General features: G+C 38.8%; 23 protein-coding genes. All 23 read right to left on the reverse strand.

Annotated elements, in window-relative coordinates; translation table 11 throughout:
• Positions 1–84: 84 nt before the first annotated feature.
• Positions 85–507, reverse strand: a complete 423-nt coding sequence (locus BN1546_RS25980) for a hypothetical protein (RefSeq protein ID WP_090739287.1) — start codon at positions 505–507, stop codon at positions 85–87.
• A 109-nt stretch (positions 508–616) separates the two neighbouring features.
• Positions 617–5,620 carry a phage tail tape measure protein gene (locus tag BN1546_RS28340; RefSeq protein WP_255305636.1) on the reverse strand — a complete coding sequence of 1,668 codons (5,004 nt, stop codon included), beginning with the start codon at positions 5,618–5,620 and terminating at the stop codon, positions 617–619.
• A 66-nt stretch (positions 5,621–5,686) separates the two neighbouring features.
• On the reverse strand, positions 5,687–6,106 hold the full coding sequence (locus BN1546_RS25990; protein ID WP_255305661.1) for a hypothetical protein: 420 nt from the start codon (positions 6,104–6,106) through the stop codon (positions 5,687–5,689).
• A gap of 26 nt (positions 6,107–6,132) precedes the next feature.
• Positions 6,133–7,134, reverse strand: coding sequence for a tyrosine-type recombinase/integrase (locus BN1546_RS25995; RefSeq protein WP_090739289.1), 1,002 nt, complete (start codon positions 7,132–7,134; stop codon positions 6,133–6,135).
• Between the two features lie 5 nt (positions 7,135–7,139).
• Positions 7,140–7,619: a hypothetical protein gene (locus BN1546_RS26000; RefSeq protein ID WP_176702378.1), complete on the reverse strand. Its 480-nt coding sequence runs from the start codon at positions 7,617–7,619 to the stop codon at positions 7,140–7,142.
• Positions 7,620–7,624: 5 nt separating this feature from the next.
• Positions 7,625–8,125, reverse strand: coding sequence for a hypothetical protein (locus BN1546_RS26005; protein ID WP_090739290.1), 501 nt, complete (start codon positions 8,123–8,125; stop codon positions 7,625–7,627).
• 115 nt (positions 8,126–8,240) lie between these two features.
• Positions 8,241–8,996: a hypothetical protein gene (locus tag BN1546_RS26010; protein ID WP_090739291.1), complete on the reverse strand. Its 756-nt coding sequence runs from the start codon at positions 8,994–8,996 to the stop codon at positions 8,241–8,243.
• Between the two features lie 92 nt (positions 8,997–9,088).
• Complete coding sequence (locus tag BN1546_RS26015; protein ID WP_090739292.1) at positions 9,089–9,835, reverse strand: hypothetical protein; 747 nt, start codon at positions 9,833–9,835, stop codon at positions 9,089–9,091.
• Between the two features lie 13 nt (positions 9,836–9,848).
• Complete coding sequence (locus BN1546_RS26020) at positions 9,849–10,334, reverse strand: hypothetical protein (protein ID WP_090739293.1); 486 nt, start codon at positions 10,332–10,334, stop codon at positions 9,849–9,851.
• Positions 10,334–10,993: a hypothetical protein gene (locus BN1546_RS26025; protein ID WP_090739294.1), complete on the reverse strand. Its 660-nt coding sequence runs from the start codon at positions 10,991–10,993 to the stop codon at positions 10,334–10,336. The genes BN1546_RS26020 and BN1546_RS26025 overlap by 1 nt, the downstream gene beginning before the upstream one ends.
• Positions 10,994–11,290, reverse strand: coding sequence for a hypothetical protein (locus BN1546_RS26030; RefSeq protein ID WP_090739295.1), 297 nt, complete (start codon positions 11,288–11,290; stop codon positions 10,994–10,996). It lies immediately after the preceding gene.
• Positions 11,287–11,712 (reverse strand): hypothetical protein, encoded by a 426-nt coding sequence (locus BN1546_RS26035; protein WP_090739296.1) that lies wholly within the window; start codon positions 11,710–11,712, stop codon positions 11,287–11,289. The genes BN1546_RS26030 and BN1546_RS26035 overlap by 4 nt, the downstream gene beginning before the upstream one ends.
• Before the next feature lie 5 nt (positions 11,713–11,717).
• The gene (locus BN1546_RS26040) at positions 11,718–12,494 is read right to left on the reverse strand and encodes a cell envelope integrity protein TolA (protein ID WP_090739297.1); all 777 of its coding nucleotides are present in this window, start codon (positions 12,492–12,494) and stop codon (positions 11,718–11,720) included.
• A 120-nt stretch (positions 12,495–12,614) separates the two neighbouring features.
• Positions 12,615–13,592 carry a hypothetical protein gene (locus tag BN1546_RS26045; protein WP_090739298.1) on the reverse strand — a complete coding sequence of 326 codons (978 nt, stop codon included), beginning with the start codon at positions 13,590–13,592 and terminating at the stop codon, positions 12,615–12,617.
• A 129-nt stretch (positions 13,593–13,721) separates the two neighbouring features.
• Positions 13,722–14,219 carry a hypothetical protein gene (locus BN1546_RS26050; protein ID WP_090739299.1) on the reverse strand — a complete coding sequence of 166 codons (498 nt, stop codon included), beginning with the start codon at positions 14,217–14,219 and terminating at the stop codon, positions 13,722–13,724.
• Positions 14,220–14,258: 39 nt separating this feature from the next.
• Positions 14,259–15,869, reverse strand: a complete 1,611-nt coding sequence (locus BN1546_RS26055) for a hypothetical protein (protein WP_090739300.1) — start codon at positions 15,867–15,869, stop codon at positions 14,259–14,261.
• A gap of 16 nt (positions 15,870–15,885) precedes the next feature.
• Entirely contained in the window at positions 15,886–17,382 is a 1,497-nt protein-coding gene (locus tag BN1546_RS26060) for a hypothetical protein (protein WP_090739301.1), read from the reverse strand.
• Positions 17,383–17,395: 13 nt separating this feature from the next.
• Positions 17,396–19,069 carry a DNA-packaging protein gene (locus BN1546_RS26065; RefSeq protein WP_255305637.1) on the reverse strand — a complete coding sequence of 558 codons (1,674 nt, stop codon included), beginning with the start codon at positions 19,067–19,069 and terminating at the stop codon, positions 17,396–17,398.
• Positions 19,069–19,962, reverse strand: a complete 894-nt coding sequence (locus tag BN1546_RS26070; protein ID WP_090739303.1) for a hypothetical protein — start codon at positions 19,960–19,962, stop codon at positions 19,069–19,071. Before BN1546_RS26070 ends, BN1546_RS26065 begins: the two co-directional genes overlap by 1 nt.
• A gap of 64 nt (positions 19,963–20,026) precedes the next feature.
• A complete protein-coding gene (locus BN1546_RS26075) occupies positions 20,027–21,286 on the reverse strand; it encodes a hypothetical protein (RefSeq protein ID WP_090739304.1) in 1,260 nt (419 codons plus the stop codon).
• Position 21,287: 1 nt separating this feature from the next.
• Positions 21,288–21,491 (reverse strand): YonK family protein, encoded by a 204-nt coding sequence (locus tag BN1546_RS26080; protein ID WP_090739305.1) that lies wholly within the window; start codon positions 21,489–21,491, stop codon positions 21,288–21,290.
• Between the two features lie 86 nt (positions 21,492–21,577).
• Positions 21,578–21,718: a hypothetical protein gene (locus BN1546_RS27505; RefSeq protein WP_176702379.1), complete on the reverse strand. Its 141-nt coding sequence runs from the start codon at positions 21,716–21,718 to the stop codon at positions 21,578–21,580.
• Between the two features lie 84 nt (positions 21,719–21,802).
• Positions 21,803–22,087, reverse strand: a complete 285-nt coding sequence (locus tag BN1546_RS26085; protein WP_090739306.1) for an HU family DNA-binding protein — start codon at positions 22,085–22,087, stop codon at positions 21,803–21,805.
• Positions 22,088–22,153: the final 66 nt, after the last annotated feature.

A 22,153-nucleotide genomic window follows, 5' to 3' on the forward strand; every position in this document is an offset into this window, starting at 1 on the left:
TGAAGTTCTTTCCCTTTGTCTTCTTTTTTTTTCTCTTCTTTAGCAGCAGGAGTAGTCCCTGCTGTAAAGTCTGTTGCGAGGATTTTATCCATAGCTTCGATACTGCTCTGATTTCGCCAATTTGTCTTTCTCCTGTTTTAACAGCTTCTTGTGCTGTTTTAATCTTTTCGTTATATGCTTTGTCGATTGGTCAATAACTCGCTTCATCGGATAAAAGGCAAGCCAGGAAAAGGATTCGTACTGCTGGTGCTTGTTTCTGGCTGGGCAACAAAATTGGGTTTGAAGGGCTGCTGATGCACTGTTAGCAATATTTAAAGCTTTCATTTTTTCTTGCAATGACAAAATCTCAGCCTTGTTAGCGCTAATTTGTGTTCTTGCTGTTTTCAGCGCTTCTACTTGCTGTTGTCTCTTTTGTCGTATATCAGCTTTAAATTCTTTCTCCTTGGTTTTAGCTAATTCCCTTACACTTTGACCAGTGAGTTTAAGAACACCGTTTTCCACTCTCATGCTTTTGATAAGCTCAGGGTGTTAGTGATCAAGTCCATCGTTGTATCCAACGACAACTCTTCACCTCTTGCAATGTTCGATACGCAAGCCAAGTCGGTAATTTCACCCATTAAAGTATGGACAGGTTTAACACATCTCCTGCAAAACTAAATGGCTGAATAGGTGTGTTTTTAATAGCATTGTATGCCTGTGTGTGTTTTAAGATCAGTGCATCGTACATCTGAATCATAGGATTGTTAGGATCAGTCGCCATTAACGAAGCTTTTATTTCCTCAATTTCTTGTTTGACTCTTTTTAAGTCTTCTTCCGTTTTTGGCGTTGTTATAAGTTCGTCAATAGAAATTCCATGAGATTGAATGTCAGCCAAAGCTTGATCAATGTAGCTAGGAATGTTCTCTATTGTTGATTTAACATCAGTGCCAAACGTTTCCAAATTGTCAATCATGTTTTGTCTAAGTTGGTCGATAAACAAGAATGTGTTAGAATTGGATTCTACCCCTTTTTCACGAGTAGCGATGCTATATGCTTGATCAATAAGTTTAATGATCTCATCAGAGCCAACTTGAATGGACTCCTTTGTTTTCTTGACATCATCCTGCCAATACTGTCTCATAGCTTCATTATCACGTATCAACCCATCAAGAACTGCCTGTGCTGCTTCTTTGTTTCGCGTTTGAGGAATGATATTCTGAATAGCTTGATATTGGATTTGGGCATAGTTTTTTTCGTCTTCGGATAGAGAATCATATTCTTTTGATAGTTTATTTCTAAACCCTTCAAGAACATCCATATAATTAGACTCATTAATCTCCTGAACTTCGTTATCCAAATATTCTTTAGCAACACTTTGCAATTTCTCTGTTCCCTCAGAAGCGCCAAGCTGATTCTCTGCATCTTTGATTCTTCTCAGTCTGTCCTCTGTTTCATCAAAACTACCTTCATCAATGTTAATTTTAAGTTGCTCTTTCTCGTTTTGAAGGATAAGGCTTTCGTTAGCTTTTACCAAAGAGCGAATTTCATCTGCACTCTTGATAACAGCTTCGTTCTTCTCGTTGTAATAAGATATTAGTTCTGGCATCGTATCTTTGATTTTATTAACCGTTTCAAGATACTTTTGCTCTTCCTCAGTGTTTCTAGCTGTACCTTTTGCTTGAAGGTCAGCGAAGTCATTCAGATCAAAATCTTTCTGTTCAAATGTTTCTTTATAGCTTGCTTGAAACTCTTTTTGTTTAGAGATTTCAGCGTCCAGAACTTTCAGTCGCTCTTTCCTTGCTCTTGATTCCATAGTAAACGCCTTATAAATAAGACTAGCCGCTTCACCAATCGCAAGCATAACGCCAATATAAGGTATAAATTTAGGAATCAGCTTAACAGCATTGAGAATCCATCCACCCAATCCTTTAAAAGCCCCACCAAGACCTCCAACATTCAGAACAGCTTCGCGAAGACCCTTGCTTCCCAAAAGACCAAGCAAACCACCAATTACCGAAACAAGCGGCAATGCTCCAGTAATTTCGACCAACTTCGTCATAGCATCAATAATGGCTGTAAGTGCGTCAATAAATAACTTAACTGCATCATCGTCAATTACAGTAGTCCAGAAATGTTCAAGAGCGTTCTTTAATTGTCCAATCTTATATTCAAAACCATCCATGTAAGTATCAAATTCTTTTGCAGCAGAACCAGCAGAATTGGAAGCAGTTTTAGCGGCTTTATCTGCATCATCCCAGTTTTGAATGATTGCGGCTACAACGTTACCTTGCTGTTTACCACCCATTTTTTCTGTAAGGTCTGCACGTTCCAAATCGGTAAGCCTATTCCAAACACCTTCAACTTGTTCGAAAATTTTGTAAGTTGATTTGAATGTTTTCCCATCGTCTTCCATTACTTTAAGTGCTTTATCACCCATTAATCCAAATTCCTTGTTGATTCGATCAAATGTGATTTGAAGACTAGAACCAAGTTCTTCAACCGCTTCTCCCTCTTCTGAAACACCACGAAGTCTCATTGCCACTGTTTTGAGTGCGTTACCAACTTTTGAAGGATTTTGAATAACTGCGTTTGCGGAAGCAGCGAGGGCAACAGATTCTTCCATAGAGTTACCAGCTTGATGCAGAACAGCAGCACTACGAGTCATTACCTCCCCGATTCCTTCCGCTGAAATAGCGAAATTGTTCGACACTTCATTGAACATGTCTACAACTTTACGAACATTTTTACCAGCTTTATCCACTTCAACTCCGAAACCTTGAATTGTACCTGTGAGATTATCGCTAGCTGTCTCTACATTCATATCACCTACGTTGGCATATAAAAGGCTATTTTTACTAAGACTTGTCGATTGTTCGAGAGTATATCCAAGCTTTTGGAATGCGGTTGTTGCATTAATTACATCAGTTGCCACAACACCTAAGTCTCTACCCATCTCAGATGCAGTAGTTTTAAACTCTTCAAGTTGTTGAGAGCTTGCTTCTGAAACTTTTGACAAGTTGATCATTGCTGCATCAATATCAAGAATAGACTGGAAGCCTTGTCTTATCTGTTCCATTGTTCCATAAACAAGGTTCATTGCTGCCGCCCAAATTGGTGCTTTCTTGAGTGCATTCACAAGTTGACCAGACATTGAATTTCTTCTACGAGAATCTTCTTCACGCAATCTGCGAGACTGAGAGTTAAGTCTGTTCATAGCTGTTTCTATTTCTTTTGTGGCATCCTTAAACTCATCTCCAACCTTATCACCAAGACCATTAACCATTCGTTCAATTTCTTTAATGGTTTCTTTGATCTTTCTCGCTTCGGAAGAATTTTCACTAAAACCTCGTGTTGCACGATAGCTTGCGCTCTCAAATTTATCTCTAATTCGTTGAGTTGCTGAACTTCTTCCGTTCTCATCACTTTCAACATCTCTTTGGCGTTGCGCTAATCGTTTCAAGGCTTGAATGCGTTGTTGTATTGCTCTTTGCTCATCGTAAGAAAGTTGTGTTCCACGCTCTCTAAGTTCATTAATTTCTCGTTGGATGCTTATGGCTTCCTGTTCAATAGCGTTCAGCTTAGTTGCGTCTTGAATTTGGCGAGTTGCATTATGAACGACCTCAGCTATACTATCAGCATATCTATCAGCAGATTTCACAGCACTTTGTTGATGTTCTGCGATAACTCTACGAATCTTTTCTTCGTCTTTTCCAGCACTAACAATGTCGTCATTGAGCTTTGCAAGTTTTCTCATTTCGTCTTCGATCAACGCAATGTCTTTCTTGGACGAACTGAAATCAAGCATATTGTTCATACCCTTGACATCATCAAGAACATTGTCTGGAACCGTACCTCTCATGCTCTCAATCTTATTGTTATTTTTTGCTTTGGTAATATCGCGTGTCTCTTGACGCTCTCCACGTTTCGTAGACAAGTCGTTCAGTCTCTTCATCTGCGTCTCGACACGCTTTAAATCCTGCTCATACGTCTTAGAATCGGCGCTAAGAGACTGCATGGACTTTCTGACACCATCGAACTCATTGTCGCTTACGAAGCCCTCAGCCTTAATCTTGTCGATCTCCTTGCCCCAATCGTGAGTGCTAACACGAATCTTGCGCTGTTTAGCATCCATGTCTTCATAGCGACTTGTGATCTTACTCATTTCACTGTCGATAGCGTTCAATTCTTTCTGAACATCCAGCTTGTCTACATATTCACTTTGAGCAAGACGACCAAGTTCACGAAGCTTGTTTTCGATCTTTTCGAAATCTTTCGCATCAATAAAGCCAGAGTCAACCATCTTACCTTTCTTCTGACTAATTTCATCAGACTTATCGTTGACAAGTCCAGTACGTTCACGAACATCATGTTCTCTTTCTTTCTTCTCATGAGAAAGTCTTCCTCTTTCATTTTCAGTATCAGAAAGGTGTTGCTGAAGGTTTTTAAGGTCTTCCGCTTCTTTCACTTGAAGCTTCTCTTTCTGAATTGCTTCCGCTTGTTTTCTCAGCATATCATCATACACTTTGTTTACACGCTTCAAAGCATTTTCCAATTGAAGCATATTGTCAGAAGCTTTAACGCTATCTACAGCTTCATTCAACTTGGCTGTATCTTTTGTTGATGCATACTTTTTGTCGATCTTACCGCTGTTGACCTTCTTGTCGATCTTGTCGTATTCGTTTGCAACTTTACGACCAAACGCAACCTTCTTCTCTTGACCTTGAATCTTAGCAAACTGATTCTGGATCTCTTGAAGTTTCTTTTGCAGTTGATCCAAGTTCTTAAAGTCGCCAGCATCAAGTTCTCCAACTAAACGACCCATCTTCTTCTTAGAAGCAGGATTAGCAAAGTTCTGCTTCTCAACATCAGCAAGCTTATTAGACCATTTGATTGCTTCTTTAACTTGCGTCTCTCTTGTCTTATTGACTTCCATCATTTCGCGTTCAAGCTTGTCATAATACTCGATCAAGTCATTGATTGCTTTTACTTCATCATGGAATCCTTCATCGCCATTAGCCAACTTTGTATGGAGCATAGACAAACGTTCAGTAAGCTTTGCAACATCATTCAAACTAGATTTGGTTACATTCTTCATGGAATCAATCTTGTTCATGGCTTTAGTTACATAGCTATCTAACGCAGAGAAATTACGAGTATCAACAGGGGATTTTTCAATAATTTCATTTCTCTCATTAGTTCCTTTAGACTGTGTTTTATTGGAGAACTTGTCTCCTGTCTTAGTAGTACGCATTTTATTGCCAGCATTATCAGTCCTGTCAATAACACTCATAAGACCTTTGTATTCGTCCTGAACCTCTTTCAGCTTTTTCTTTGCTTCACCTAAAGACTTCGTAAGATCATTACCAACTTCCGATAAGTCGATTTTTGACATGCCTTCTAGTTTTTCTTTGATGTTCGTAGCATCTTTAAGATCATTTTTAAGACCAAAGTCGATATCGAGTTTGCCTAACTTCGAAAAAAGGTCTTGAATTGTTCTGATTTGCTTGAAAACGACATCCTTATTTCCGATAATCATATTTAGTTTTAACTTGTATGAGTCACCAATATTTTCGATAGACCTTTTTATGTCATTCTCAGCGTTCGTCATATCTACGCCAATCAGAATATTAAAATCCGACATTAATAAACACTCCCTTTATGCTAAAATAAAAAACAAAAAAGGAGTGTTTATCACACTCCTTCAAAGTTATTCGTATTGAATTTCTTCAACGATCTCGCACCATCTGTCGTACTCTAAAGCTTCTCTACCTTTAAAAGTCTTATCGCAGTTCAAAATTATATCTTTTATTAGCAGGAGCATTTCCTTGCGTTCTTCTGTTTCGTCAATAACGAAATCCTCATTCAGAAGCTTAAAGTACTCTCTATTGAATGCTGTACGATCTGGAACATCGTACATTTGTTTATCTCCATCTTGTATAATAATGGGATTACCTTCTTCGTCGAATCTAGCAAACTCTTTAATCAGTTCCACATGTTCTTCTTTTACAAGTTGGATTCGTTCAGCCAAAACACGCTTTACAAACCGAGTTCGCAAACGAGACTCATAACTTGGCAATTCCAATCCCATCAGAAATTTCGCAAAATCTTCAACTTCATCGTTCTTCATCTTCACGAAAAACACTCCTTTTTCTCTTATAGTTCAAACTTCTTCTTAGCATCTTGAAGCTTCTTCATATCACGCTTGATATAATGCTTCAAGGTTGTGTCTGGACTTCTATGATTCAGTAGTTCTTGAACATCCTCCAAGGACATGCCCTTATTGAACAACAACGAACTACCACTATGCCTAAAATCATGGGGGTGTAGTTCGGGAACATCAATGATCTGTCCGATCTTCTTTGTCCAATACGTTTGCATTAAATTCTTACTCGCTTGCTTCCATTCCCCACCATACTTTGTAATGAACAAATATTCAGACTCTATCTCATTCTCCTTGCGATAATCTAACCACTTTCTAATAAGCTTCATAGTCTCATCAGAACAGTATCCATCAACAATATATCCTTCTTTTTCTTTGATCCCCGAAATCATTCCTGTTTCGAAATCAATCTGGTCAACCTTTATATTGCAGACTGCATTAACACGAAGCATTGTTGACAATGACAGTTCGAAGTACAGTTGCAATTGCAGATCGTCATTTTTGCTGAAATGCTTCCTGATCTGATCTAATTGTGATTCCGACAAGTAAGTCTGTGTAATTTGTGGCTTCTCTCCTGCTCTAACAGAAGGTCTTTCGATGTAGTCCAAAGGATTGGATTTGATTTTCCGTTTTTTGAGTAGATAAAGAAAAAACGAGGAAATGGAACTCAGTCTCCGCTGAATCCTTCGCTCGTTATTACCAAGAACTGTGACACAAAACGCCACGTAATCTTCTATTAGATCAACCATATCCTCAATGCCATCTTCGTCTTTCAGCATTATTAGAATATCCTCTGTCATTAAACTACCTTTGCCAAACTTATCATTAATAAATACCAACCATTGATTGAAGTCTGACTCGTAACTCGTTTTAGAAGAGTCACTAAGATTCATATTCTTGTAATTAAAATATTTCTGTATATGCATTTTATTTTCGTCAGATACTTTAGCAAGCTTGTCTTTGGTGACATACCTGACGTATTTTCTTTTCGCCATTTCTATCACCTCTTATTCATATGACCTTCCAAGAGTGAAACCATAGTCCCTTTATTCAACCTTCTCTTCGTAGCGCTAATGAAGTCTCTAGGCTGCGCATAAGGCATGTGTTCGGAATGAGAATAGTAAAGATATTCTGAGTCAAATCCATATGATTTCGCTTTTTTTTGACCTAACACAACAAGTGGGGTCAAATAAATCTCTGGACTACCTTTAAAATTGGTCTTCGTATTATTGTAGATTTCGTAATCAAATCCACCACGCCTATTACTACTGAGAGGATTGCCAATGATATTATCTTCATCAAGCAAACCACCAGAATACCTTCTTCGTGAGTATTGATATGTTTCATAAACCTTATAAACTTCATCCAAAGTAGCCTGTACCATTTGCGTCTTTGCATAAGTCATCACATCTTTTCTCATACCTTCCTTAGCCTTCGCCAATACAGCCTTCCTTAATGAATCAAAATTCTTGTGTGACATTCACATCACTCCATAAGACTTTTATCTACAAGTTTGGCGCGAATCTGCTCTTTAAACTCTTCCACTTCTTCCATTTTGCTATCGAAGTTTTCAAGAACCTTAGAAATTTCGCTTTGCACTTTTCCAATTTCATTCTCGTCAAACGACATAAATATTTGAAACATAGTTCCTGTGTTCGTCATATGTTCAATAGCCTTCAATTGCTCTGCAAATTTATTCGGCAATTCTAAAGTTGTGAAATGTTTGATGAGCATAAAAATCATATATGGCACAAGAACAGTTTCGATTTGACCCTTGTTCTTTACGCGAACATGATCAAGCTTTTCGATCAATTCTTGACAGCATTGTGTAATTTGCACTGTGGCAAAGTGTTTGTAAATCTCCACCACGAAACTTTCGATCTTCCCATCAATCTCCATTTGAACAAGAACTTCTTTTAGATTTTCAAATTTTTCGCTTGCCCTTTCGATTAGATGAAAATCAAGATTGCGGTATGTTTCTGTCATTGATATTTCCTCCTTTTATACTCATAGATGAAGACACAAAAAAAATGGTGAAAGGGAAATTTCCCTCTCACCATTAAAGTGTTTGTTCAGTACTTTCTTCGGCTTTTTGGGCAAATTAGTAACGAACAAGTTTAACCATTTCAGTACTCCGAGGGTCTTTAAATACATCAAGAGCCATATCGAATACGGAAGGGTCGCCATCAGGTTGCATTGTCAGCGTGAACGCGGAACCGATCTTAGCTTTAGGAATGACGATCTGTACTTTCTCATCCTTACCTGTAGCTTCGGAACGCCAGAAAGTCTTACCAACAACGCGGTAGAATCCACCAAACTTATCAGAGTGCAGAGTAATTACCTCAGACTCATCAACTGTTTGATAAGTAAAATAAACGATTACAGTTGTGCCTACAGCTAAGGAAGCAGCAGGAACAGTAATGTCTTTACCAGTTACAGTGATAGAAGCAGAAGTAACTTCTTTGTCCTGACCATAACCATCTGTTGATTCGAAGATTTGTACGGAACCTGTGTCTGGAGTTTCGTCCAGAGCGATCTTCGAGTTACCAGAACCATCGTCAACTGTTACAGCTACGATACGCTCATAGATCGTCTCTATTTTCTTCTCGACCTCAGTGCCAGACTGCATTGCGATTGCTTTAGGGTTCAGCAACGCATCCTGTACGTTAAACGTAGCAGTACGGTTGAAGTCCCAAGAAATCAGTCGTGGGTTCCCTTTACCACCGTTTGCGTATACAGTTTCAGCGGCATTTTCCAGATTGGACAACTTCAAAGTGTCCAAGAACAGTTCAGCTTTACCAGTGAGCAGATTATAAAAAATTACATCTGCAACTTCCTTAACACCAAAACGTGCCATGTGTAATCATCTCCTTTGAGAAATCATATTTAGTGCGCTCATACATAATAGTGGTTAGCACATACATTCTTCGTCTATTTTGGATACAGAAACTAAGCCTTACTAGACCAGTGCGTCAGCTTAACATCTTTTGCTCCTGCCAAGATAGATTTAATACTGATATCATATTGGTCAATAATCTCCATACGTTTAAATTTCCTATACACTTGGTATACAGTTAAGTCAGGGACGTTGAGTTCATTAATGCCATATGACTTGGATGATATAGCTGACAGAATATCGTAGAAGTCAATATCCTTCTCATCATCTCCATCTGAGTCTTGATGCTGTTTCTTTTTTAACTCATCTCTTCTTCTAGCAACTGCATCCATTTGCTCTTTCAACTTTCGAGTTTCCTCGTCAGCAGGATCAAAGTTGTCCATTTTTTTCTCATCAAAGCTATTGATGTAATTCTGCCATTTGATAACTTCCTGAATCTCATGGTAGTTTTCTTTATTGACAATAAGGATTTCTTCGTCGCTGATTTTAATGAATACGCGACAATCCTCTTTATCAAGAACAACTTCTGTCCCACCAAGAAAGAGCGCCATTGCTTGCTCGAAGGCACTCTCAATTTCTTGACCACCATATACCATCAGCAGTTCAAGGACATGTATTTCTTCTGGTGGATTTTCAAGAAAATCTTTTGTCGTCAGCGTCATGATATTCAAACACTTCATATACTCCGAGTAACCTATATCAACGATCTCGCGTACTGTGAGCGGTGCTATGTCTCCATAACCTTTGGCGTTGATCGCTCTACCAGTGAAGAGTTTGAGCTTCAAATCAATATCTTGCATTGAATATCACTCCTTAAAACTCTGTAGTGGTAGCAGCAATTCTGAAACCTTCAAATTGTTCATTTACAACCGTATGGTCGGCACTTACAAAATGAATCTCTCCAAGACCCTCAACATTCTTATCTTTGAATGAATCAAGAATCAATTTAGCTATCTCATAAGGTCTAATGACTTTTTTTTCATTATCCATGAATAGCCAAATGTCTTTGTGAACAACGATATCAAAAAAGATGATCGCCCTTCCTACATGTCCATTATTTTCGAACGTCAGATTCGGGTAATAGATGTGTAGTTGAGTACGAACATCCTCTTTAAATGTCACATCAAACGGATAAGGGAAAACCCTTTCACCTTTACCTTTAGGAGCGATTTCAGATGGGTTAATCTTTTGGGTAAAAGGATTATCTCCATTCCACCCAATACAGTTAACAAGAGATTGGTTTTTTAGAACTTCTCCGATAATAGTGATAATATTCGACGACAATCTATCAAAGTTCATTACCACTCACCCCATCCCGAATTGCCGCTATCGTCAGCAATTTGATTTTCTTTGTCATCTGTGTCTGTCAAGTTAGCAAACTTCAAGACGAGTTTAAGAACTCCTTTTCCATCATAAACATTTGAAACAGAGTCGATAGAAGAAACTTCATATACGCTCTCATCAAAAATAAACCTCATTTGAGGTTTGATGGTTTTTGTGTCGTTATTGTATTGAACTTGAACTGTTAGTTCTCCATCAGAGTTGTACACAATTTGTGTATCATCGTTCTCTTCGTATGTCGTACCTTTAACGAAACACTTGTATTCTTTAATCTCGTCTTTTCCATCTTTCCATCGTAAAAACCTGTTACAAAGACTAGCATTTGCTTTCGGATAAATCTCATTTTCAATGAAGTCAAGGATAATGTATGTGTTTTGTTTCATTTCCACATATGATCCTGCATCAACAAGACTGCTAGGTCTTAATAGCAAGTCCAATTGATGAGATTTTTTCCGATTAATAATACAATCAGACTCCACTCCATCTATCAGCACTTGCCTATAAGATGGAGACTTGCTGAACATATCATTTACATGAACGATAGTATCGTTTATGTAAGCCTGAGTGATGTTGGAATTGTTTGCTCCAATCATCTTTTGATAGAGGGTTAAGTCCATTTACATCACTCTCTCTTTCGCTCGAACAATTACATCTATCACTTTAAATACATCGCTCTTTAAGAGTCTATGATTGCTGTAATCAAGTCCTTTAAGCGTTCCGCACACCAAAAGCAACTCTTCCCCAAGGAATACTTTCGAATTACCTACAACCTCTCTTATAAGGGAATCCACATAAGGCTCTAATGTAGCCACTTGTTCTTCATTCATAGGAATGATTTTAAAAACTCTATTGATGAGTTTTGACAAGTATGCAACCAACTGAGTATCTTCAATCATTCCATATTGAGTCATCATGACAGATCATCCAATCCGACACGATAAGAATAGGAAACCATCAGATTGGATGCTTCGAGATTCATGTCTTTTCTTAGAGCAATCAGTTGGCTTAGGTGGTTGGCTGTAGAATAAATTTTGTATTCTTTGTCAGAGAGAATTTGTTCGAGGTTCTTGATGTGTGTGATCTTGCTTGAAACATAGCTAATGCTCATCAAAGTAGCGAGTATTTCTTTTTCAAAGTCATCTAGTGTCGTCGTAAACTCTTGAGCTTTAGTATCGACAGTTAAGTCTTTTGAGGTGCTAGTGAATCTTACGACTGCACTTCTTAGATGCTTGTACAACACAGATTCCAAATCGCCAGTCTCATTAAGAGACAAAAAGGAATAGTCAGTTACTTTAACAAGGAAGAAGTCATATACTTCTGCGAGGGGAGTTGCCATTTACATTACCCCCTTTGACCAATATCAGTTTGGAAACGCTCATTAAGATAGTTGATCTTCTTGACTGAATCCAATTCTCCAATTTCATAGAGTCTCTTGGCTCTGGATACAATGAGATGCTTAATGCCTTTTGGAGATTTCTCAACTACATCTTCAAACTCACGTTGGTTCATCTTAAATATAGTGTCGATCTGCTCTGGATTGCGAATATTTTCATACATCTTAGTCAAACCAAGATGCTCAACAGCATTGTCATCCATAATCAAAAGGAAAGGCTCATCAAAGAATCGACGTTGAGAGCTGCGCATAGTCAGAAGTTCTTGGAACTCCATGTATTCAATGTCTCCATATTCAGAGAAAATCCATTCTGCGCCAGTCTTACGAGAGGTATATACCAAAGTGCCATTCGTAACATTCATTACTGCAATGTTTTCGAATCGGTCAATTTCCTTTTTTTGAGATACTGGTTTAGCCATCGTGGGGGTGGTAGCAGTTTCGGCGGATTTTTGCTCTGCTTCAACTTCCTTCCTTGCTTGCTCTTTTAATTCAGCCAACATCTCTTTCTTCATTTGCTCCATCAGGGCTTGAATATCCACTTGTGGAGCCGCCTGAGTAGTCGCCTGTGGCTCTAAAGCAGCTTGAGGTTCTTGGGATACCAATTGTCCTTCCAGATCGCTCAGAATGGATTCTAGCTTCGCTAGAGACTTCTTCATGAGGTTGGACTTAGTATCTACTTCTTCGATGCTCAAAATCTCTTCCACCAATTGTGCCTTTGTTCTCATTTAAAACATCTCCTTTTTCTCTCTTGATAAATAAAAAAGCAAGGAAGACCGAAGCCCTCCCTGCTTAATGATTAACTCTACGCTCAATCGCGTGGGGTGCTAGACCCAACTCCTAATAGATTAGGAAATACGGTAGATACCGTATTTAGCGGCAGACAGTACGGCAATACCAGCCTTCTTAATGAAGGTGTACTCCCGTTGCATATCCTTACGGTTAGTGCCATCTCCCTCAATGATCATGGAGTCGCCTTCCATAACCAATTTAACGAACTTATCAGGGGATTTAGGAACAACCATGATGAAGCCATTGTCAATCGCAAACTCGTTGGAACCAACTTTGTGCGCTTGTTTGATAGCCATCATTTGGGTGCCATGGAAGTTACCGTAGAAGCCGAAATCGTTACGTGCTTCCTTGGATTTCTCAGACTCAGTACCATAGTTAATCTTAGCCAGAGCAGATTTAGTACCGAGGATCATTGCTTCCATACCTGTAGCAGCTTCTACGTGAGCGATCAATTCGTCCAGTTTAGCTTCGCTGAATGTACCAGAGATAGCATAAGTGGAGCCAAGCTGATTGTAGCTGTTGTATACAGCATCATAGATAAGATTTTGGATTTTGTTCTCGTAGGAACGTGCTACGTTCTCAACCAGCTTCGCGAAGTCTTGACGACCAGCCAACAAGCGAGAAAGTTCTTCGTAGACAGCTACACCCATCATGTAAGTCTTGACTGTCAATTCACCAACGTCCAAACGGTCACGACGAAGGTCGCCATTACCATCGGATACGATAGCTACGTCAAACAAGCGATTTTCTTCGATTGTGAACACTTTCGCGTCACCATGTTCAATTACTACAGTCTCAACAAATGTATCGAATTGACCTTTAATTCCTTCTTCAACCAAAATGTCGAGTGCTTCCTCAAGAATAGCAAACAGATTCGGGTTGTTACGGAAAGATTTAGGTGTCAGTTTTTCAGAACCACCATTAGCTTCGATCAATTCCTTCCGTAGCACTTCCATAGCATCTGCGCGAGAGAATTTAGTAGCTTCTCCCTGATTACGATAAAAGTCAATTGCTAATTTAGCTACATCACGCATTTTATTTCCTCCTTATGATAAACCTTCATTTTTTTAAAGATTAGAGAATCACCAAACAACCCCAAGGCGAACCTATGTGCGCGTTGGGGTTGTGTGATTATCGGATGTGTACTTTCTTCGGCTCCCTTATTATGCTTTAACAACGCGAAGTTGATAAGCGTCAGTGCCATCATAGCCAAGAGTGGTTTTGCGAACTACTTCAAGAACCAGACTAACTGCTACAGTGCCAGTGGAACCACCTTTACCATCAGCCGAAGTTTCAAGTTTCAGGGAACCAGTTTGTGGTACAGCAAATTGACCAACTACAGGTGTACCCTCAATCAGATCATTGGTAAGAGTGATTACATCACCTTTTACCAAGTGATAGCCGCGACCTTCATCACCAGCGCCTACTACAAAATGTTTCAGACCAGCTTGACGAGGGTCAGCCATAACTTCTGGCGTGGAGTGAAGCAAAAACTCTTTCTCCAAATCTGCATCTGTCTGCGGAATAGCAACTTGATACAGTTCAGTCTCACCATCAACTAGATCACCAAGTTGTACAAACAGACCGTTAGTCATAACAGCGGTGTGTCTGATGGATTCAAGGTGTCCACCAGTAATCTTATCCAAACGAATAACTGCCATTTTTATTTCCTCCTTTAGAAAATAAGAGATTAATTTTTATTAGGAAAGCCCATGCTTTTTAAAGAGATGAGCATAACCACTTGGGTCAGTAGACTCTTGCTCTTGCTTAACACCAATTTTCATACTGTAGCTTTGAGTCTTTGGTGCTGAGAACTTCGTAGTCTTACGACCAACAAGCTCGAAGCATTTCGACTCGATTTGTTCGATGGTAAAGTTGTGAATATTCTCGCGAATTTCAGCAACATCTTCATCAGACAACTTATCGAATTGAGAAATAACTTCGTCAGCCAAAGCTTCATGCTGTCCACGAAGAACATTGGCTTGAAACTCTTTCAGTTCGGCGTTTTCTTTCTCGTAGTCTGCAAAGCTAGAACGCATCAATTCCAGAGCGCCTTTTTCATCGCCAGTCAGGAACATAGCGAATACTTCACTTACATTGCCAAGAGTGATATTGTCGCCTTCTCTGCTGTATTCAACCTTATGGAACTTTCGACCATAATCATCTTCCGTAATAAAGTGAGTGTCATACACCGATACGATGTAATTCCAACTCCATTCAGCTTCACCACCAAATGCAGATGCAATATGTTGGTCAAGACCAGTGTAGAGTTGGCTACGAATATCGTCATGAGAAAGCTCAAAATTCAAAGTGAACTTTTCAGGTGTCTCATCAGGTTTGTTGTCTTGCGAAAACTCTCCATCTGTTTTGTCACCTTCGTTTTCTTGCGAAAACTTTTTCTCATCTTCATCTTCGTCATCATCTTTGTCTTCGGAATCCTTGTTCTCTGCATCTTCTTTAGCTTTCATTTGAGTTTCAGGTTGTTTAACCTCTCCATCCTGATCGGATGTGAATACTTCTTCAATCTTCACTTCCAAGTCCTCAATAGAGAAAGTGTCAACTGCAACTCCCTTTTCAGCTAATGCTTCAACAGTTGTAGAGTACTTAGCCAGTAATTCTTCAAGCGTCATTTCTTGTTCCACCTCCTTGTCTTGCTTATTGCTATAAGCCAATTGAAATTCATTCAGCTTACGAGCAATCTCTTCTTGGTATACATTGACGTTTGCTGAGAATGAAGTCTCAACACTCGCCTGTTGCATGGCAGGAAGAACATCTTGTCCTAACAAGCAAGCACCATAGAAAGCGAATTTCGTAAATACGAATGCGCCATCTTCATTAAAGTATCCATCGTAATTGTCATCCAGCTCCATCGACTGTGCGACTTCACCATACTGATTTAGAATATTGACTCCATCATCAAATTTAGTCCACATCAAACCATCAACTACTAGATACTCCAAGTCATTGTCGAAGTCTCCCTTCTTTGTCTCGAATCGCGGATTGCAATTCTCAGGGATCACTCCAAATGCTTGCCCAATATAACGAGTCTTAAATTCTCCACCTTCAACAACAAGTTCAACTTCGTGACCTCTAAAGTCTTTATCTCCTAGACGAGACTCTTCTACATATCCCAAAATTGGGGTGTTCTTTAGAGTTTCCATTGCTTCTTCTACAGCTTCCCTTGTGAAGACACTGTTGTTGTAGTTCTGCCCTAAATGCATCAACCAAATCTTTACCTTCTGAAATCGAGTGTCGATTTGATCGACTTTTTCGAACTTCACAGGAACAGTTTTGTGTACATTCTTGCTCATTTAATTTCACCCCCTTCTATTCCTTGTTAGCGTTATCCTCTCCCTCTCTCTGTGACTCGCCTTTTTCTGAAAGTTCATCATCTTCCGAAAGTGGTCTGCCGCCATCATCTGTAGAACCAGTACTTTCTTCCTCACCTGTTTGAGTGTGAGAAGAAGTTAATGGAATAAAGCTACTTGAAAGCCCTAACACTTGTTCTTCGAGGAAGTTCATTGAGACAACTGAACTTGGAGAGATACCAAGGCAAGCACAAAGCATAATCTTTACTGGTAGACCATATTGAGCATTCTTTAGAAGAGTCTCAGCATTTTCTTTCCTATTAAAGATCGTATTATCGAGGATTCTAACTTTAAACTTAAAGGAACCGCTCATGGAATTTTTAAGTTTCCCTGTAGCAATGCGCTCAAGCTGTCTAAGAATCGCAAATACTTCTGCTTCGTCTACATTGATTGACTTCGCTAGAGTAGATGACGATGTTCCCTTTGGATTAAATAACTGTGAAGCCGTTCCTGCCGATGCGTAAAACGCTTCTTCGGCTTGCGAAACATTATCGCTTTCATAGTTACTTTTTGTGAACTCCAAGGTTTCAACGTCAAATGGGGTGCTGAATATACCTATTTCGTCAGGAAGAAGACTCGCAGTTTTATTGTGAAACATTTGAACTGTCTTCAAATCGACATTGAAGTCATTATTCTTATCAGAGTTTTCTCTAATAGGAATCTTCTCAACAATAAACTTGTAGTTACCAACGACTTCACTTGCCATTCTTAATGCCTTATAGTCTTCGATATCAAAGATATCTGCAAACAAACCAGCAAATGGTGGAATATCGTAATACACTTCTTCGTTGACCTTAATACAGATCGACCTTGCAGGGTCAACCTCTTGCCACTTCGGTTTACTCCCCGATTTGTAAGAGTTATACATCTTCTTGAACTCTTTCGGAAACAACTCTAACTGATCGGTATTTCTCTCGAAGTATGATACATCAAAACTAAAAGTGTAAATGCCATCTGCAATTCCACTAATTTGGCAGAAATCATAAGGGAGTTCTTTAATGAAGTAGGTGTCTTTCGTAAATAACTCAAAACCATAGAAAGTTCCTACCTTCCATGCAGATACTAAAGCTTTACCAAATTCATGTCGAATGTTCATCAATTCAACAAAATCAAGTGCTTTATTGTAGTTGTTACGGAGTGTCTTTACGTTTACACTTTTCGATGTATCCAGACCATAAAGTTCCACATAGTAATCTAGCGTAGGCAACTTTGCATAGTAATTAACAAGTCTGCGATAATGCGGACTGAAATCATAAAGATATGCACTCATCTTCTGTAACTCTTTCGAGTATCGTTTCGGGTTTGCCAAGTAAGTTGAAACGTTATTTCTCGTATAGGTTGCAGAGGTCGTTGTTTGGTTCTTAGAAAGGTCTTTGATCGTCAATTCTGTTAGCTTGGCATAATCCAAAATAACACTTTCCCTCACAAACGTATTAGCTTGCGGATTTTCGCTCATGAAAACCCTCCTTTCATCGTGATGGTTTTTTAACACTTCTTCCCATAAAGAATGAAGCGATATCACCAATGTCTTCTTCTCTAAGCGTCTTGTTCCGCTGTTCTTCGAGATAAATCCAAAATAACCCATACTCTAATGCAGAGAATCGGTCTTTTTGAATCGACTTAGATACTTGCTTAACTTCCGTTCTGTGACCAGACTGTCTATATTCCAAGTTCATAATCTCTTCTTGCAAGAAGTCTGTCATAACATGCGGACGCAACATTTCAGCAAGTTTCTCAATGTCTTTGTTCTTCATTTTTGCTTTAGCTTGAGATTCAGATTCTAGGAACTTAACTTGGTTGTTAGCCATCCATTGAATGAACAAGTTATGGATATCACTCGCATTAGTATCCTTAGTCTGAGATTTAATCGCGAAGATCATCGGTACACTATTAGAAGTCTTAAACTTGGCGTACCTTTCGTCATTAATGACTTCGTATGGAGGATTAGAGTCAATTTCTAAAATAAGCTGATCAATCAAGCCCTGACCCAAACCGTTAGCATCGACTACGAGGATTCTTGCGCGGAAATCATTTACCTTCTGCTTCAAAAACAATGCTTGCTCTCTAAAGTGGGTTCCTTCAAAAGTGTAAATGTTCACAACATGCTTTGTGTACGTCCCATCTCCTTTTGGAGCTAATTTAATAACTACCAAAGCTGACTGAGCGTTGGCATTCCCTTCTGAACGAGCAACGTCATAAGCTAAAACGTATTCAATGTGTTTATCATTTACAGCCTTCTCTTCTGCGTGTGGTAGCACTCTCGCCTTACGGAATGTCTCAAGGTCAACCAGAGAGTTTTCTGAACTACCAGACCAAACGCTTCCATATTCCCGTAAGAACGAGATTGGGTTGAAGTTTGGCGACTCTTTCAAGTCATTGATATAGTCTATTGACAATAATTTAAATCCAGTTGCTAACTCATATCCTGCCCCTAGAATGTATGCTGATTTGCCAGTAGCCATATCATATAAATATTCTTTAAGTACATTGAAAGCAAAACTTTGTTTTGTTCCTGCCGTTGTAACGATAGTGATAGGCTTATGGTTTTCCCATGGGTCTTCTCCACCGCAAGCGGCTATACGATTGGTCGCCATGATAGGTAGCAATACAGAGTTATAACTTTCTTCATCAAAACGTTCGTGAATGATTTCCTCTACGCTTAAACCATTGGCTCTAAGACCACGAGACGATTCGCTATTAGCTACAACATGAAGGATAGACCCATTTTTAAAGGTTAGCCTTGTATAATCCTTCTCAAATCTTATCCCATTTTCCTTACACTCATTTTTAAGCAATGGCAAAAATGAAAATATAGACTCAATATTTTGTTGAGCAATTGCCGCCGCCATTTGTTTTTGTGGTGCAGTTATTGCTAGTCTAATACCAGGATACATAATGCACCGAAGCATAAGTGCTAAGATTTGCAGGAATGACTTTGAACTACCGCGAGTCAACGTAAAATAAGTTTTCCGATACCTAAAAATGATTCTTAATATAATCCTTTGATAGAATAATAATTTAAATTTCTTAGGATCAGGATTAATCATATCAATGAATAGGTCTGGATAACTTCTAAACAAAGATAGATACATAATCCAAGTTGGTAACATCTGTTGAAAAGATTTCACTTTCCTATCCTGCATCACTCTTCACCGCCCAATAGCACACCATTGGCACTGTTTACTTCATCTGATATATCATCTGGAAGAGTTGATAATTTTTCATGACCAATAAGCTGACGCACATAATTAATATGCGATAATATTGCCATGTCAACCAAGTCCATGCGTTCTTCAATCGGTTTAGGCTCAACATAACCATTCCTTTCTACTTGCTCAAATAATTGAGAAAAGCTCATCATTCCACTTGATTCACTTGCACTCTTTCTGTCTATAGGTCTGAAACCAGATGATTGGAGAATCTTTTCATACCTGTCGTTATAGTTTTTGAATGCCTTATCGTCACCTTGTTCGAGAGATCTATCCATCCAAATTTGGAGCTTACACAAGTAAACCAATTGTTTCTTTAACTGCGGTGTGTTTATGTCATGGCTATATGACATGTCATGATAAAATTTTTCCATTGTTAGATATTCGCGATTAGTGTAGCCAGAACCAAACTTCATTGCGATATCTTTCGTCAGCTTGATAACGCCTTCATCTGTCACTATTTCGTCTACATCGTCAAGATCATCAAACTTATGTTTGTAGATATCTGTCTCATTTTCACCTTCCATATCGCTGTCAGCCCAACTTGATTTTTTGTATTGTTGGAGAGAGTTAATCATTCGGAAGTATGTACCAACTGTATCGCTCTCATTTTCTTCTGCTGATTTCCAAACCTTTGCAATAAATGGCTTGTCAATACGTTGCAGAGTTGTTTTCACTGACTCGATATTGTTTTCATCAATCATTTCTTTCAAACATTTTTTACAGACAGGGACATGACCATCGAACATCATGCTTGTAGATGTGTAAAAATCCGACAGTAATTTACTCTTCCCACATTCCCCTTTACAAATCTTTCTTTGAGTCATTCAATCACCTCTTTCAAATAGAGAAAGGATTGACAAGAATTTGTATCAATCCTTTCTTCGGTACTCATATATTTTTTTGCAAATCGACACGCTTAATGTCGATCTCACCCAACGAGTTTACGAGGATAACTCCTTGTGATGCATTAGATAGGAATTTACCTTTTACCCCATAGTTATTGGCTCCCATCAAAGAGCCAACATAAGCTTCATATTTGTTTTGACCAACTTCCTTCACCGAAAAGTGATGCAAGTGTCCCATAGCCAAAACGTTGTAGCTAGTGTTGTCAATGTCAGCGTGACTAGCAAGCTTCTTATTGCCTTTTTCATTGTCACCATGTACAAACTTCATATTGTATCCATTAAGATAAAAAGAAGTACTGTAGTTGATGTGGTCAACTTCAACATAAGAGATTCGAGATGCTTTCGCTTTCTCAATAAATTCTTTAATCATAAAATTGATTACAAAGATTGTAGAATCTCCATCAATATTGTCGTTCTTATCGCCATTCATGCGATCATGATTGCCGCCAATACCGCGATATGTGACATTAAAATCCTCAGACAATCCGACAATAAAGTTACGAATCAACTCATATGCTTTGACAATCTGCACAGCCAGAGGAAACTCTGCTTCATGTGCTTGATTGACTTTACGCATACTCACATGTTCAGTCATATCACCCATACACACTACATTGATTTCGGTAATACCTTCATCATGTGCAATCTTCTTTACGCGAGAAAGGTATTTTTCAACACGTTTTTGAGCAACTTCATAGTTAAAGGTATTTCCTTTTACATTGTCAACTGTTGCTCCAATATGCCAGTCAGACAACATAACTACCATTTGTCCTTCACCGATAATAGGTAGACGTTCTTGATAGGCAAAACTTGGGATAATCTCAAACAGTTCGTTTAACATAGCGTTACGAACCTGTTCAGCGATTACACCATATAAAGTGATTTCGCGCTTCAATCTTCCAAGTTTTAGGCTCTCCATTTGTACTTCTCTCTTAGCGAAGTACATGTCTCCAACTGCTTCTTTGATTGAATCCAACTTAGAATCAGCAACAAGATCGGCTTGTTTTTGTCTAGTCTCAATTGTACCTGTAGCAGTCTGGTACGCCTTAATCATTTGACGATACGATTCAGAAGCTTCGCTGTCATCAAAACCTTCCAGTAGCATCATTCTTTCGTGTTGCGCCCAATTGGTACGATGGCTTGGAGAAGCCATTTGGAGTTCTCGCTTAATACGAACTGCTGTGTCAAGATGTTCTTGCGAAACTTCAATAACTTCTCCTTCTTTATTGGTGTATGAACGCATCTTATTCACCTTCCAGCTTGTCTTTCATGCTAACGGTGATAGACATTTCTTTGTCATCATACTCAGCTAGAATAGCCGCCAGATCATGAACTACTTCGTCACCTGTTTCTGCATCAAGCACCTCAACAACCTTCATATCTTCAAGATTAAGATAACCTTTAACTGCGTGACTTAGTGTGCGTGTTGATTTAGGTTCTTTTGCCATATCAAAACATCTCCTTTTAATCGGTTTAAAATATCTTTTAAATTGTTTAAAATTTTCTTTAAAGCTTTAAAACTCTTTTAAACTATTTATTCAAACTCTTTCCTTTTTTCTAATCCCATGCTGTAGCCATGACGAAAACCTTCATTATATACATTTGCTTCATGAGCCTTTTCTGCATCTCTAATGTGCTTTGGCTTTTTTCGTTCCCTCTTAGATTTTTCCTTCATAAGAAGTCACCTCCATGGAATTGAATGACTATACAACAAAAAGGGCAAGCCACTCATAAAGTGACTTGCCCTTTGTTTATTAAATTAAGCCTTCACAGCGTTCTTGAGAGTCGCCTTCACGCTTGCATTAACTTTGCGAGTAGCTTCTTTTTGAACTTCATCGCCAGTCTTAGGATTGCGTACTGTACGAGCGGCTACATCTTTCACCTTGAAGGATACAATACCAGTGAAATCAAGCTTTTCACCATCTGCTAAAGTAGGTACTACTACCAGAATGTGATCGAGAACCGCATTTACTTGCTCACGAGCTGCCTTAATAGAAACACCATTTTCCTCTGCGAACGAACGAACGAATTGATCTTTTGTCATTTTCGAAACATCTCCTTTTATCTCATTAGATAATTTTTATTTTGAGCTTTAGATTACCAGTACTTT

The sequence above is a fragment of the Paenibacillus sp. Mc5Re-14 genome (assembly GCF_001049835.1).
Taxonomy (GTDB): Bacteria; Bacillota; Bacilli; order Paenibacillales; family Paenibacillaceae; genus Paenibacillus; species Paenibacillus polymyxa_C.